General features: G+C 67.1%; 17 protein-coding genes. 15 read left to right on the top strand and 2 right to left on the bottom strand.

All coding sequences use genetic code 11. The annotated features are described in order from the left end of the window. The first annotated feature begins 46 nt into the window (after window positions 1–46). The 15 genes from gatC (at window position 47) to glgA (ending at window position 12,301) form a co-directional block, all read left to right on the top strand. Window positions 47–340 (top strand): Asp-tRNA(Asn)/Glu-tRNA(Gln) amidotransferase subunit GatC, encoded by a 294-nt coding sequence (gene gatC, locus ACWHYQ_RS16555; RefSeq protein WP_447973211.1) that lies wholly within the window; start codon window positions 47–49, stop codon window positions 338–340. A gap of 111 nt (window positions 341–451) precedes the next feature. Beyond that, window positions 452–808, top strand: a complete 357-nt coding sequence (panD, locus tag ACWHYQ_RS16550; RefSeq protein WP_447973210.1) for an aspartate 1-decarboxylase — start codon at window positions 452–454, stop codon at window positions 806–808. A 17-nt stretch (window positions 809–825) separates the two neighbouring features. After that, the gene (gene gatA, locus ACWHYQ_RS16545; protein ID WP_447973209.1) at window positions 826–2,292 is read left to right on the top strand and encodes an Asp-tRNA(Asn)/Glu-tRNA(Gln) amidotransferase subunit GatA; all 1,467 of its coding nucleotides are present in this window, start codon (window positions 826–828) and stop codon (window positions 2,290–2,292) included. Window positions 2,293–2,353: 61 nt separating this feature from the next. Next, window positions 2,354–2,761 carry a DUF948 domain-containing protein gene (locus ACWHYQ_RS16540; RefSeq protein ID WP_447973208.1) on the top strand — a complete coding sequence of 136 codons (408 nt, stop codon included), beginning with the start codon at window positions 2,354–2,356 and terminating at the stop codon, window positions 2,759–2,761. A gap of 22 nt (window positions 2,762–2,783) precedes the next feature. Continuing rightward, window positions 2,784–3,071 (top strand): YtxH domain-containing protein, encoded by a 288-nt coding sequence (locus ACWHYQ_RS16535; protein WP_447973207.1) that lies wholly within the window; start codon window positions 2,784–2,786, stop codon window positions 3,069–3,071. Window positions 3,072–3,073: 2 nt separating this feature from the next. Further along, window positions 3,074–4,501: an Asp-tRNA(Asn)/Glu-tRNA(Gln) amidotransferase subunit GatB gene (gatB, locus tag ACWHYQ_RS16530; protein WP_447973206.1), complete on the top strand. Its 1,428-nt coding sequence runs from the start codon at window positions 3,074–3,076 to the stop codon at window positions 4,499–4,501. A gap of 79 nt (window positions 4,502–4,580) precedes the next feature. Continuing rightward, complete coding sequence (gene eno / locus ACWHYQ_RS16525; protein ID WP_447973205.1) at window positions 4,581–5,867, top strand: phosphopyruvate hydratase; 1,287 nt, start codon at window positions 4,581–4,583, stop codon at window positions 5,865–5,867. Then, entirely contained in the window at window positions 5,867–6,205 is a 339-nt protein-coding gene (locus ACWHYQ_RS16520) for an FtsB family cell division protein (RefSeq protein ID WP_447973204.1), read from the top strand. Before eno ends, ACWHYQ_RS16520 begins: the two co-directional genes overlap by 1 nt. Window positions 6,206–6,298: 93 nt before the next feature. Then, window positions 6,299–7,183, top strand: a complete 885-nt coding sequence (era, locus tag ACWHYQ_RS16515) for a GTPase Era (RefSeq protein ID WP_447973203.1) — start codon at window positions 6,299–6,301, stop codon at window positions 7,181–7,183. Window positions 7,184–7,254: 71 nt separating this feature from the next. Then, complete coding sequence (gene mgtE / locus ACWHYQ_RS16510; protein WP_447973202.1) at window positions 7,255–8,685, top strand: magnesium transporter; 1,431 nt, start codon at window positions 7,255–7,257, stop codon at window positions 8,683–8,685. Further along, window positions 8,682–9,503: a DNA repair protein RecO gene (gene recO / locus ACWHYQ_RS16505; protein ID WP_447973201.1), complete on the top strand. Its 822-nt coding sequence runs from the start codon at window positions 8,682–8,684 to the stop codon at window positions 9,501–9,503. Before mgtE ends, recO begins: the two co-directional genes overlap by 4 nt. A 212-nt stretch (window positions 9,504–9,715) precedes the next feature. Then, entirely contained in the window at window positions 9,716–9,874 is a 159-nt protein-coding gene (locus tag ACWHYQ_RS16500) for a hypothetical protein (RefSeq protein ID WP_447973200.1), read from the top strand. 10 nt (window positions 9,875–9,884) lie between these two features. Beyond that, on the top strand, window positions 9,885–10,253 hold the full coding sequence (locus ACWHYQ_RS16495) for a gamma-butyrobetaine hydroxylase-like domain-containing protein (RefSeq protein ID WP_447973199.1): 369 nt from the start codon (window positions 9,885–9,887) through the stop codon (window positions 10,251–10,253). 53 nt (window positions 10,254–10,306) lie between these two features. Beyond that, entirely contained in the window at window positions 10,307–10,732 is a 426-nt protein-coding gene (locus ACWHYQ_RS16490; RefSeq protein WP_447973198.1) for a hypothetical protein, read from the top strand. 33 nt (window positions 10,733–10,765) lie between these two features. Then, window positions 10,766–12,301 carry a glycogen synthase GlgA gene (glgA, locus tag ACWHYQ_RS16485; RefSeq protein WP_447973197.1) on the top strand — a complete coding sequence of 512 codons (1,536 nt, stop codon included), beginning with the start codon at window positions 10,766–10,768 and terminating at the stop codon, window positions 12,299–12,301. Between the two features lie 7 nt (window positions 12,302–12,308). On the opposite strand, the gene ACWHYQ_RS16480 is transcribed toward glgA, so the two are convergent. Together ACWHYQ_RS16480 and ACWHYQ_RS16475 are read right to left on the bottom strand one after the other, a co-directional pair. Then, the gene (locus ACWHYQ_RS16480; protein WP_447973196.1) at window positions 12,309–12,842 is read right to left on the bottom strand and encodes a hypothetical protein; all 534 of its coding nucleotides are present in this window, start codon (window positions 12,840–12,842) and stop codon (window positions 12,309–12,311) included. Window positions 12,843–13,025: 183 nt separating this feature from the next. Further along, window positions 13,026–14,084 (bottom strand): DEAD/DEAH box helicase, encoded by a 1,059-nt coding sequence (locus tag ACWHYQ_RS16475; RefSeq protein WP_447973195.1) that lies wholly within the window; start codon window positions 14,082–14,084, stop codon window positions 13,026–13,028. Between the last annotated feature and the right edge of the window lie 9 nt (window positions 14,085–14,093).

The raw sequence follows: 14,093 nt of genomic DNA, 5'->3' as shown, positions 1-14,093 counted from the left end.
GCCAGATGGGGTCGGAAGCTGAAGGCTGATCGCTGCGGGCTTTCCTATGGAAATCAGCCAAGACGAAGTCGAGCGCGTGGCCAAGCTGGCGCGGCTGGAGATCACCGAGGCGGAGAAGGAGACCTTCAGCCGCCAGCTCAGCAGCATCCTGACCTATGTCGAGACGCTCAAGGCGATCGACACCGAAGGCGTCGAGCCGACGGCGACGGTGCTGGGCCAGGTGAATGTGTTCCGCGAAGACGAGGCGCGTCCCGGCCTGCCGGCCGAGCAGGCGCTGGCCAACGCGCCAGAGGCCGGCGACGGGTTCTTTGTCGTGCCGAAGATCCTCGAGGAGCGTTAAGGGTGATGAGGAATGGGCGATGGGTCCTGGACCAGAAACACGAAAATGACTCGGTGCATCTCTCACGCAAACTCATCGCTCATCGCTTATCACTGATCACGAGGGTTCATCATGTTTCGACAAATGTTGCGTGCCAAGATCCACCGGGCAACCGTGACCGACGCCTGCTTGGAGTACGAAGGCAGCCTGACCGTGGACGAGGATCTCCTCGACGCGGCCGGGATCCTGCCCTACGAGCTGGTGATGATCTCCAACCTCAACAACGGGGAGCGCTTCACGACCTATGCGATGGCGGGGAAACGAGGGGGCGGCGAGATCGTGCTGAACGGACCGACCGCCCGGAAGGCCGTCGTGGGGGACAAGATCATCATCTTCTGCTACGAGTACTACGCGGAGGACGAAGCCAAGCGGCACCGGCCGAAGATCATTCAGGTGGACGACAAGAATCGGATCGTAAGCAAAGCGTGATGGGTGATTTGTAGGGCATGTCGCTGCACAAGCTCACGCTGAGCGAGCTTCAGGACAAGTTCACGAAGGGCGAGGTCTGCGCCCGAGACATCGTGTACGCCTATCAGCTCCGCATCCGGCAGGTGGAGCCCAAGGTGAAGGCTTACATCACGCTCAGGCTGGACGCGGCGATGGCCCAGGCCGAGGCGCTGGACGCCAAGCTGAAGGCCTGGCGGAAGACGGTGCCGATGATGGGGATGCCGCTCGCCGTCAAGGACAACATCTGCACAGAGGGCGTGCTCACCACCTGCGCCTCGCGGATCCTCGGGAACTTCGTGCCGCCCTACGACGCCACCGTGATCGCGCGGCTGCGGGAGCGGGGTTATCTGCTGCTCGGGAAGACCAACCTGGACGAGTTCGCGATGGGCTCGTCCACTGAGAACTCGGCGTTTGGACCGAGTCGGAATCCGTGGAACCTGGCCTATATCCCCGGCGGGTCCAGCGGCGGCTCCGCGGCCGCGGTGGCGGCCGATGAGTGCGCGGCCGCCTTGGGGTCCGATACTGGCGGGTCCATCCGGCAGCCCGCGGCCTGCTGCGGCGTCGTCGGGCTCAAGCCCACCTACGGCCGCGTGTCGCGGTACGGGCTCGTCGCGTTCGCCTCCTCGCTCGATCAGATCGGCCCGATCACGAAGACGGTGGCGGACGCGGCGCTGCTGATGAACGTGATCGCCGGACACGACCCGCTCGATTCGACGTCCGCGGACGTGGCCGTGCCCGACTACACGCGCTCGTTCAAGCGGAAGGACCTCAAGAAGCTCAAGATCGGCGTCCCGCAGGAATACTTCGCCGACGGACTGGACCCCGAGGTGGATCAGGCGGTCCGGGCGGCGGTGGAGGTGCTCAAGGAGCTGGGCGGCGAGATCAAGGACATCTCGCTGCCGCGGACCGACGCCGCCATCGCGACCTATTACCTGATCGCGACCGCCGAGGCCAGCTCCAACCTAGCCCGGTACGACGGCGTCAAATACGGGCTGCGCGCGAAGCAGACGAAGGACCTGCTCGAGATGTACATGAAGACCCGGCAGGAGGGCTTCGGGCCCGAGGTGAAGCGACGCATCATGCTGGGCACCTACGCGCTCAGCGCCGGCTATTACGACGCCTACTACGGTAAGGCGCAGGCGGTGCGGACGTTGATCCGCCGGGACTTCGAGGCGGCCTTCCAGGCGGTGGACCTGATCGTCACGCCCGTGATGCCGACGCCCGCCTTCAAACTCGGAGAGAAGATCGAGGATCCCCTCCAGATGTATCTCTCGGACATCTACACGATCTCGGTCAACCTGGCGGGGAATCCAGCGATCTCGGTTCCCTGCGGGTTCAGCAAGGCGGGCTTGCCGATCGGCCTCCAGCTCATCGGGAGGCCCTTCGACGAAAGCACGATCCTGCGCGGGGCGCACGCCTACGAGCAGGAGACGAGCTGGCGGACCAAACGGCCTCCGGTGCGATAGGGGTGTCAGAGGTGCCGGGCCAGGCCGCTCCCGTCCACCCAGCGCAAGAGGGAGAGAATCCATGTTGATCGAGATCGCGGCGGTGCTGGCCGCGGGGGCGTTCGTCGTGCTGGTGGCGTTGCTGGTACCGACGCTGATCGAGCTCCGGCGCTCCGCGGCGGAGTCGGCGCGCCTGATGGCCGAGCTGAACGCGGAGCTGCCGACCCTGCTGAAGGAGATCCGGTCCGTAACAGAGAACGTGAACGACCTCGTGGACCGGGCGCGCGACGGGGTCGAGCGGGCGTCGGTGCTGCTTCACGCGGTGGGCGAGGTCGGCGAGACGGTGCAGCAGGTGCACGGGATCGTCCGCGGCTCCTCCGGGACGATGCTGGTCAACGTCGCCAGCGTGGTCGCCGGGCTCCGGGCCGCGTCTGCGGTCCTGCGGAGGCGTCTTCAGAGGGAAAGGGGGCATAGCGATGGCGGGCAATGATTCGGGATTTTCTGCAGGAACGGTGATTCTGTCTTTCCTGGCTGGCGCGGCCGTCGGGGCGGTGGTGGCGCTGCTCACCGCGCCGCAGTCCGGCCGCGAGTCGCGCGAGCAGCTTCGGCGCTACGCGCAGCGGACGGAGGAGAAACTCCGCGAGGCGGCCGATCGTGCCAGCGAGGTGATCGAGAAAGCGGTCGAGAAGGGGCGGGAGTTCGTCCAGGAGAAGAAGTCGGTGCTGACCGAGGCGCTCGAGGCCGGGCGCGACGCGATGCGCCGCGAGCGCGAGCGCCTCTCGGAGGAGAGGAAAGCCTGACCGTGCCCTACGAGGTCGTCATCGGGCTGGAGGTGCATGCCCAGCTCCAGACTGACTCGAAGATGTTCTGCGGGTGCGGCACCCGCTTTGGGCAGCCGCCCAATACGCAGACCTGTCCCGTCTGCCTGGGGCTGCCGGGCGCGCTCCCAGTCGTCAACCGGAAGGCCGTCGAGATGGCGATCCGGACGGGATTGGCGCTGAACTGCACGATCCGTCCCACCAACCGCTTCGCTCGGAAGAATTACTTCTACCCGGATCTCCCGAAGGGCTACCAGATCTCGCAGTACGAGGCGCCCATCTGTGAGCACGGACACCTCGACGTGCGGGTTGGCGACGCCGTGCGGACCGTGCGCATCCGCCGCGCGCATCTGGAGGAGGACGCCGGGAAAAACCTCCACGAAGGGGGTGGCGGGAGCCGCGTGGATCTCAATCGCGCAGGCACGCCCCTCCTGGAGATCGTCACCGAGCCGGACCTGCGCTCGGCCGACGAGGTGGTGGCCTACCTGAAGCTCCTCCGGGACATCCTGATGTACCTGGAGGTCTGCGACGGGAACATGGAGCAGGGTAGCCTGCGCTGCGAGCCCAACCTCTCGCTGCGACCGGCCGGGACGACGGCGCTCGGCACGAAGGTCGAACTCAAGAACATCAACTCCTTCCGGTTCGTCAAGGAGGCGATCGAGTACGAGGTCAAGCGGCAGGCGAAGCTCTTGAGCGAGGGTGGACGGATCGCGCAGGAGACGCGGCTCTGGGACCCGGAGAAGGGCGAGACTGTCGTCATGCGCAGCAAGGAGGAGGCCCACGACTACCGGTACTTCCCGGACCCGGACCTCGTGCCGCTGGCCGTCTCCGAGGAGTGGATCGAGGAGCTGCGCAAGACGGTGCCCGAGCTGCCGGCGGCGCGGCAGCGGCGCTTCGTCGCGGAGTACGGGCTGCCCGAGTACGACGCCGGGGTGCTCACCGGGTCGCGCCCGCTCGCCGACTATTTCGAGGCCTGCGTGAAGCTGTTCCCGCATCCGAAGACGGTGAGCAACTGGGTCATGGGCGACCTCCTCCGGGAGCTGCACAACAGCGGGACGCCGGTGACCGCCTCGCCGGTCAGCCCGGAACGGCTGGTGCGCCTCCTGACGCTGGTCGAAAACGGGACGATCAGCTTGAAGGTCGCCCGGGAGATCTTCCCGGAGGTCTACGCGAGCGGGAAGGAGCCGGAGACCCTGGTCAAGGAGAGGGGCCTCGCGCAGGTGTCGGACGAGGGGGCGTTGGAGAAGCTCGTGATCGAGGCCATCGAGCAGAACCCGGCCCAGGCGGCGCAGTACCGGGCGGGCAAAGAGCAGGTGCTGGGGTTCTTCGTCGGGCAGGTGATGAAGGCCTCGGGTGGGAAGGCGAACCCGGGGAAGGTGAACGAGCTGGTGAAGCGGAAGCTGGCGGGGTGAGGCGCCGATCGGCCGTGGCCCGGCGGGGGCCCCTCGTGGCCGAACGCGGACGGCCGGGTGCCGGTGAGCGGAGTCGAGGATGAGCGCGATTCGGGAGATCAGGGGGCGACAGATTCTGGACTCGCGGGGGAACCCGACGGTCGAGGTGGATGTCCTGCTCGAGAGTGGGGCCCGCGGGCGGGCGGCCGTGCCCTCCGGTGCCTCCACCGGCGAGAAGGAAGCGATTGAGCTGCGGGACGGCGACAAGCGGCGCTGGATGGGCAAGGGCGTCTCGAAGGCGGTCGCCAACATCAGCAAGACCATCGCGCCGCGGCTGCTCGGGATGGAGGCGCTCGATCAGGCGGCGGTGGACCGCGCGATGATCGCGCTGGATGGCACCAAGGGCAAGAGCCGGCTCGGCGCCAACGCCATCCTCGGCGTGTCGCTCGCCGTGGCCCGCGCGGCGGCGGCGGAAACCGGACAGCCCCTCTACCGCTACCTCGGCGGCGCGAATGCGCGGGTGCTCCCGGTGCCGATGATGAACATCATCAACGGCGGGGCCCATGCCGACAACCGGCTCGACCTCCAGGAGTTCATGGTCATGCCGGTCGGGGCCAGCCGGTTCAGCGAGGCGCTCCGCATGGCGGCAGAGGTGTTCCACACGCTCAAGGGCATCCTGAAGCAGCGCGGGCTGAGCACGGCGGTCGGGGACGAGGGGGGATTCGCCCCCGACCTGGCGTCGAACGAGGAGGCCCTGGGCCTCCTCGTCGAGGCGATCGAGACGGCCGGGTATCGGCCGGGTCGGGACGTCGCGCTGGCCCTTGACGCGGCGGCCAGCGAGTTGTACGAGAAGGGGCGATACCGGCTCGAGGCCGAAAAGCAGCCGGAGCGGTCTTCGGAGGAGATGATCCGGTACTACGCACGCCTCCTGGACCGATATCCGATCCTCTCGATCGAGGACGGGCTGAGCGAGCTGGACTGGAAGGGCTGGCGCATGCTGACCGAGCGGCTGGGCGATCGGGTGCAGCTCGTGGGCGACGACATCTTCGTCACCAATGTCGAGATCTTCGCGCGAGGGGTCCGCGAAGGGATCGGGAATTCGATCCTGATCAAGCTGAATCAGATCGGAACCTTGACCGAGACGCTCGAGGCGATCGAGCTGGCCAAGCGGTCCGGTTACACCGCCGTGGTCTCCCACCGGTCCGGCGAGACCGAGGACACGACGATCGCCGACGTAGCGGTCGCCCTGAACACCGGCTTGATCAAGACCGGGTCGCTGTCCCGGACGGATCGGGTGGCCAAGTACAACCAGCTCTTGCGGATCGAGGAGGAGCTGGGCGCCGGAGCGGTGTACCTCGGTCGGGACGCGGTGCGTGTGAGCACCTGATGGCCAGACGGAACCGCAGCCGCAAGACCTTGCAGCGCTGGCATCAGCGGGCGCGCCGTCTGATGCTGGTTGTGGGACTGACGGTGGGGACGGCCCTCGTGGCGTCGTTCTTCTTCGATGAGATGGGGGTCCGGAAATACGTCGCGATGCGTCGGCACGCTGAGCAGCTTCGGGCGGAGATTCAGGAGCTGCAGCGAACGAACGCCGAGCTGCGGAAGGACCTCGACCGGATCGAGCACGATCCGGCCCGGCTCGAGGAGCTGGCCCGCGAGCGGCTGGGCTTCGTGCGCAAGGGCGAGACGGTCTATCAAATCGTGGAAGAGAAAGACAGCAAGTAGCGAGGCGCTGCTAGCCGGTAGCAACGATGGTCAGGTCGAGGCGGAAACCGTTCCGAGCTCTTCGCGACTAGCTGCTGGCTGTTCGCTGGAGTTATGAAAACCGGAACCGTCGCCATCATCGGGCGGCCGAACGTGGGGAAATCCACCCTCCTGAACGCGCTGCTCAAGGAGAAGATCGCGATCGTCACGGACAAGCCGCAGACGACGCGCACGCGCATCCTGGGCCTCGTGCACCGGCCTGAGGCGCAGATCGCGCTCTTCGACACGCCGGGCCTGCATCGTCCCCGGCATCAGCTCAACAAGCGGATGGTCCGGACCGCCCTGGAGACCATGCGGGAAGCGGACGTGGTGTACGTCATGGTCGAGGCGACCGGGCCGCCCGGCCCGGGGGACCGACTGGTGATCGAGCACGTGCGCGAGGCCCTGACGGTCCGCCATAGTCCTGCGTTCCTGCTGCTGAACAAGATGGACTTGATCAACAAGGCCCGCGCGTTGCCCGTGATTGATGCGTACAGCCGGCTGTTCGCGTGGACCGAGATCGTGCCCCTGTCCGCCCTGACCGGCGACAATCTCGATCGGCTGCTCGAGCTGACGGTGAAGGTCCTGCCGGAGGGGGAGGCCCTCTACGGGCAGGACACGCTCACGGATCAACCCCTGCGCGTGCTGGCGGCCGAGATCATCCGGGAGAAAATCCTGTTGAGGACCCGGGAGGAGGTCCCCTACGCGGTCGCAGTGGAGATTGACCGGTTCACGGAGTCGCCCAAGCTGGCCAGGATCGCGGCCACGGTTTGGGTGGAGCGGGAGTCCCAGAAGGCCATCGTGATCGGGCAGCAGGGTGAGCGCTTGAAGGCGGTCGGCACGGACGCGCGCATCGAGATGGAGCGGCTGTTCGGCGTCAAGGTGTTCCTCGAACTGTGGGTCAAGGTGCGGCCGGCGTGGCGGGAGGACGAGCAGGCGTTGACGAAACTGGGCTACTGAACGGGTACGGGGGGGCGGTGCGCAGCGTAGATGCAGAGGCCTTGCCCCGAGCCTCGTGCCGGACGAACGTTATGCAACCGACCGAGCGCATCAGACTGGCAGAGCGGGACCTCGTCAAGGACCAGCTCCGCGAGTCGGGGGAGAAGGGGCAGACCAAGTTTGACCTGGTGCTGGCCTCCGTCCAGCGCCTGCTCCGGCGCGGCGCGATCACCAATCTTGCCAAGATGCTGGCGCGCATGCACCCCGCCGACGTCGCGAAGATCCTCGCCCATCTGCCGTCCCCCAAGGAGAAACGGACCGTGTTCGAGCTGGTGCGCGGCGAAGCCAAGCGCGGGCAGGTCTTGAGCGAGCTGGACGAGGACAACATCCAGTTGCTCCTGGCGGACTTGCCCCCCGCGGACGTGGCCTGGTTGCTGAAGGACCTCGGGCCGGACGACGTCGCGGACATCCTCGGCGTACTCCCGGACGAGCGGGCGCAAGAGATCCTGGCCCTCATGAAGGCCGAGGTCTCCACCGACATCGCGGGCCTCCTCAAGTACCCCGAGGGCACGGCCGGGGCAATCATGACCACGGAGTTCTTCGCCCTGGACGAGGAGACGACCGCGCAGGAGGCGATCCGGCGTCTGCAGCAGGCGACCGACGCGGAGATGGTCTTCTACATCTACGTGACCGACAAGGACGACCACCTGGTCGGCGTGCTGTCGCTGCGCCAGCTCCTGACCGTCCCGCCGGCCACGCCGTTGAAGAACATCATGACCCGCGACGTGCTGTACGTGACGGTGGACACGGACCAGGAGGAGGTGGCGCGCCAGGTCGCCCGGTACAATCTGTTGGCCATCCCCGTGGTGGAGCGGGACAACCGGCTCGTCGGCATCGTCACCGTGGACGACGTCGTGGACGTCATCCGCGAAGAAGCCACCGAGGACATGCTGAAGATGGCCGGGGCGGCCGAGGACGTCCTCCTGAAATCGTCCAGCGTCCGCGCGGCCTGGCTCCGGTTTCCCTGGCTGTTCACCAACCTGGCCGGAGGGCTCCTCTCCGGCGCCATCCTCTGGTATTTCCGCTTGACGATCCAGGAGATGGTCGCGATCGTGACCTTCATCCCGGTCATCGCGGCCATGGGAGGCAACGTGGGGCTGCAGTCCTCCACGGTGATCATCCGCGGCCTCGCCACCGGCGGGGTGGAACTGGCCGACATGTGGACCGTTTTCTTCCGGGAGGTGCGGATCGGCTTCCTGCTGGGACTGGCCTGCGGCGCGCTCCTGTCCCTCGTGGGGTGGCTGTGGCACGGCCACGGCATCCTCGGCATGGTGGTCGGCGCCTCCATGACGATCGCCTTTCTCGTTTCGACGAGCATGGCGACCATTCTCCCGATCCTGCTCAAGCGGTTGGACGTGGACCCGGCGGTGGCGGCGGGGCCCTTCGTCACCACGGCCAACGACATCACGGGGATCACGATCTATCTCGCCCTGGCGACCGCGCTGCTGGAATACCTGAGATGACGCTCCTCAAAACGCCGGCGATCGCGCTCAAGGGCCGCAAGTGGGGCGAGGCCGACCGGATCGTCACCTTCTACACGCTCCGATTCGGCAAGGTGCGCGGCGTGGCCCGGGGCGCGCGGCGGATCAAGAGCCGCTTCGGCAGCGCGCTGGAGCCCTTCGTCCACAGTGAACTGAACCTGTTCGAGAAGCCCAACGACACCCTCTACCGCGTTACCCAGGCCGACATCCGGGAGCCGTTCACCCGGTTGCGGGAGGACCTGGCCCTCATGGCCGCCGCGGCGCGGCTCGCCAACTTGGTGGCGGCGGTGACGGCCGAGGCCGATCCGGGGCCGCCGATCTTCGACGCGCTGCTGGCCGGCTTCCGGACCCTGCAGGCGGGCGAGGAGCCGGGTCTGGCCACCCTCCTCTTTCAGATCAAGCTGCTCGGCCTCACCGGCTTTCGGCCGCAGGTGGACCACTGCGCCGCCTGCGGGCGGGACTGGGGAGGGGAGCCGGCCGCCGTGGCCGGGCGCCTGTTCTCGCCACAGGCCGGCGGCCTCGTGTGCGGCCCCTGTGCCGGCCGGTATCCCGACCGCTGCCTCGGCCTCTCGCCGGGGAGCCTCGCCTTGCTCCAGCAGGCGCTCCGCCTGCCAGCCGAGGTCCTGGTCCGGCTGAAAGCCGTCGGGCGCGTCCGCCAGGAGCTGGAGGCGGCGATCGAGGGCTACGTCACCGTCGTCGCCGGGCGGCGCCTCCCGCCGGCGGATTTCCTCGTTGCCGCGGAGAGCGGGACTGCTTACGGACCATCCCAGACGACCGTCCCTCTGAAGATGAGCGGGTGATCTGGCGTCACCGCAGACGCGAAACAGTCATCTGGTCTGGCACGTCATTCCGGAGGATGTTGGCGTCAATCTCGTCGCGGTGGTCCAGATAGTAACTGAGAGCGTCGAAGACCTAGGCCAGGGTCGCGTCTGCACGCTGCGCGGCGAGCGGAAGGGAGGAGGGCCGAGCTGCGCTTGTCGGAGGAGTCTCTTTCTGGTACAGTCCTGCCATAGTGCGGTTCATCGGCAAGGGGTTCCTGGGCGCGGGATTCCTCTGGGGCCTCGACGGGCTGACCGACGCCCAGCCGATGCTGCTGCGATGTTGGCGGGTCGTGGGCGTCGCCGCGATGGGCTACGGGCTGTATCAGGCCTCGGTGCTCGGAGACACGTGATGGGTGCCCCGTGACGAGCGACGGACGAACCACAACCCTGGAACCCAAGGACATGGAGTGGCTGGACAAGGGCGTCCTGGGGATCGAGTGGTCCGACGGGCACAAGGGCGTCTATCCGGTCCGCTACCTCCGCCAGCACTGCCCCTGCGCCGCCTGCACGGACGAGTGGACGGGCCAGCTCCGTATCAAGCCGGAGGACGTGCCGATGCTGATCCGGCTCCAGGACGTCGAGCCGGTCGGCCGCTATGCGTTCCGGTTCAAGTGGAGCGACGGCCACGAGACGGGCATCTACACGTTTACGTTCCTGCGCCGGCTGTGCCAGTGCGACCTGTGCCAGCCCGTGAAGCCGCAAGAGCCCAAGAGCAGACGATTGCTCTGATGCACCGCTCCCGTCCAGGCTCCTTTCGCTCCGGCGCTCTGTCGGGGCTCGTCGTGGCTGGCCTGCTCGGCGGTGCCTGCGCCCTTCCCTCTCTCGACCAGCAGCAGGAGCAAGTCCGCCGCGGCGAGCTGGCGCTCCACACCTTGACGATTCCGGCGTTTCTCAGCGTCTGGGGCGAGCCGACCTTCGACCATGCCGAATATACGCAGTTCTTTCTCGTCGAGAATGGCAGCTACGTGCCCCGGTTCCGGGTGCCGCTCGGCGAAGCTCCTCCGGGCTGGGACAGCCGGGTCGTGACCGGCGAGGCGCGCTTCCTCGGGTATGTGCCCCGCGGGGAGCTGTTGGGCTTTCTGGACGGCCGGCTCGTCTATCGTGAGCGGATGACGGCGGAGGACCTCCGGGCCGTCGAGGCGCAATGGAGGCGAGAGGAGCGGTTCAAGACCCGGCTGGAGCAGTCGGTTGCGCCGCCGTCCCGGTAGCCCGCCGGGGCGGCGCGCTTCGCACGATGTCCGATGATCGCCCAGCCCCTCAAGATCCTCATGGCCTCCCCGGAGGCCGTGCCCTTCGCGAAGACCGGAGGCCTTGCCGACGTCGCGGGCGCCCTGCCGCGCGAGCTGGCCCGCTTGGGCCACGACGTCCGGCTGGTGCTCCCTCGCTACGGGTGGATTGACGGGCGTGCGCATGGGCTGGAGCCCGCGCTGTCTCTTTCCGTCCCCATGTGGTCCGGCTTGATCGAGGCCTCGGTCGAGCAAGGACACCTGCCGACCAGCACCGGGGCCCCGGCCGCCGTGCCCGTCTATGCCATCCGGCACGATCCCTACTTCGCCCGTCGCGGTCTGTACCAGGAGAACGGCGCCGACTACCCCGACAACCTGGACCGGTTCGCTTTCTTCTCCCGGGCGGTGATGGAACTGATCACCGCCTTGAGCGCGGGCGCCGGTTGGAACCCGGACGTGCTCCATGTCCATGACTGGCAGACGGCTCTGTGTCCCGTGTATCTGCGGACGCTGTATGCGGGCCGTCCCGAGCATGACCGGCTTGCGAGCGTGTTGAGCCTGCACAATCTCGGCTTTCAGGGGATCTTCCCTGCCGCGGAGTTTCCCAAGACGGGCTTGGCTTGGAGCCTCTTCACGCCGCAAAGGCTGGAATTCTACGGGGCGATCAATCTGCTCAAGGGCGGATTGGTGTTCGGGGATTTTCTGAGCACCGTGAGCCCCACCTACAGCCGGGAGATCCAGACGGCCGAGTTGGGGTTCGGGTTAGACGGGGTCGTCCGCGAGCGGCGGGACCGCCTGGTGGGGATCGTCAACGGGATTGATACGGACGAGTGGAATCCCGCCGCCGATCCCCATCTCCCCCATCGCTATGCAGCCGACGACCTCTCCGGCAAGCGGCTTTGCAAACGGGCCCTGCAGCGTGAGCTGAAGCTCCCGGTGCGCGACGTCCCGATGCTGGCCATGGTGTCGCGGCTGACCGCCCAGAAGGGGGTGGATCTGGTCGTCGAAGTCCTACCCGACTTGATGGAGCTAGACCAGCAGGTCGTGGTGCTGGGAACCGGAGACCCCGTCTACGAGGGTCTCCTGCGGGCCTTGGAGGCGCGGTATCCCGACCGGCTCGCGGTTCGCATCGGCTTCGATGAGCCGCTGGCGCATCGGATCGAGGCTGCCGCAGACCTGTTTCTCATGCCGTCCCGCTACGAGCCCTGCGGGCTGAGCCAACTCCACAGCCTCCGCTACGGGACGATCCCGGTCGTCCGCCGCACCGGCGGGCTGGCGGACACGGTTGTCGCCTACTCCCCGCGGGCAGTGAAGGAGAGGCGGGCGACCGGGTTTGTCTTCGGGGAGGCGCACCCGCAGGACTTCCTCAGCGCGATCTTGCTCGCCTTGCGGGTGTACCGGGAGCAGGACGAATGGGGTGCCTTGATCCAGGCCGCGATGGCCACCGATGTGTCTTGGACTCGCTCCGCGCGAGCGTACGTGAACCTGTACCGGACCGCGCTCCGGGTGCGCTGGCCCGAGGCCCGGCGTGCCGCGGACGATGCGGACTGAGGGAGCGTTAACGGTGGGCCTGGACTTGGAAAGAAGACCGCGCGAGCAAGGGGCTGGACGCAGGAGGTGCCTCGCGGACGAACTGATAGCGGAACTCAACTTGCTCCATGCCGGCCCTTGCCTGGGTCACGTAGTACCGATACTCGGGTTGCGCGTAGTTCGTAATGACGGTCTGGAACAGCTCGGCCGCCAGGTCGGTGCGGCCCGTGTTCAGCGCGACCTGACCGGTATAGAGCATGCAGGCGGCGGTCATGGCGTTGAGGTCAACGGCCAGCCGATTCACCGGGTCGGATACGAAGCGCTCGATCGGCTTTTGCACCGGGGCGAGGTCCTTGACCGACGGCGTGTGCTGGACGGTCTGCGCTAAGTGGCGCATGTCGGCCAGCATGGCATCCAGGTCCTGGCTGGACTGGCAGTGCCTGTAAACCCGCCACAAGCTCATGAAGGTGGCGTTGTCCACGACGACTTCTTTCTCGAAGAAGTGAGCCGTCTGACAGCCGGTCGCGACCAGGATCAGGCTTAGAAGCAGCAGCCGCTTCATCTCGGCCCTCTCGGGGACTCGCACCTCCACGACAGGATAAGCAACCTAAATGCCATAACCTGGCTGCGGGAATCAATTGAAATCGTTCGATTCCTTCTTTTGCGGGATGGGGTCGCCTGCCCGTGGCTGTCGCAAATTTTCCACGATGTCGCTTTTTTGCGACGGGGAGGGAGGGTCCAGGCCCTAATGGGACCTCGGCCGGAAGGTTTCGTCTTCATAGAGGGCGAACAGTCGCTTGGCTTCCGGATGGAGCGAGGCCTGCGAGCTCTGCGGGATGCCCACCGATCGGAACAGGGGGGTCAACTTCCCATTGGGGTGCAGGTAGCCGGCCCGGAGGGGGACCGACCGGCGGTGGTGGCGGACCAGATGGCAGGGCGTCGGCCGGATGCTGGTCAGCCAAGCCGCTACCTCCTCGGGATTCCCGATCGAGGCCGAGAGCAGCAGGAGCCTCGCCTGTGACGGGCAGAAAATGATCGTCTCCTCCCAGACCACCCCGCGCTCCGGGTCGGCCAGGTACTGCGATTCGTCCATGATCACAAGCCCGAGGGTGTCGAGCCGTACGTCAATCTCGCCGCCTGCGGCGTCGTAAAGCAGGTTTCTGAGAATCTCGGTCGTCATGATGAGGAGCGGGGCCTGCGGATTGTCCTTCCGGTCCCCAGTGAGGATGCCTACCCGCTCGGGGCCGAACAGCTTGGTGAACTCCGTGAACTTGGTGTTCGAGAGGGCCTTGAGCGGCGAGGTGTAGATCACGGTCTCGTCCATCTCCATCGCGCGCCGCGCGGCCTCGATCGCGACGTAGGTCTTGCCGCTCCCGGTCGGGACGCTCACGATGACGTCCGTCGTCGCGAGATGCGTCAGCGCCTCCTCCTGCCAGGCGTCCGGTACGAAGGGGCGGGGCGGCGGCACCCCGATGCCGTCGAGAAAGGCCGTCAGGTCGATGGCCGGCTCCGGGTGGGCCGGCTCGCCGCCGGAGGCGGCATGCCTGGGAGCCCCTGCGCGGGTGGCCGGGCGCCTCTGGGGTGCCGGCCGGTCGGCTGACGGCCTCGGCCGCGCGCCCTCCTGTATCAATGTCTGCAGATCCGTTTCCAGCCCGGCCCGGTTGTCGGCCGTGTGGCGCAACAGCGCCTCGATGAGCCGACGCTTCCCCATGCGGAAGTGCCGGTGCACCCGCCCGCGCGCGAGGCGCCGCAACAAGCCAAGCGGCTGTTCGGCCAGGAGCTTTTCCAGTTCGTCGGTGGTCATGAACTCACC

This window comes from Nitrospira sp. Kam-Ns4a (assembly GCF_965152595.1).
Note: the sequence above shows the minus strand (reverse complement) of the source record. Positions and strands in the feature narration are given on the sequence as shown.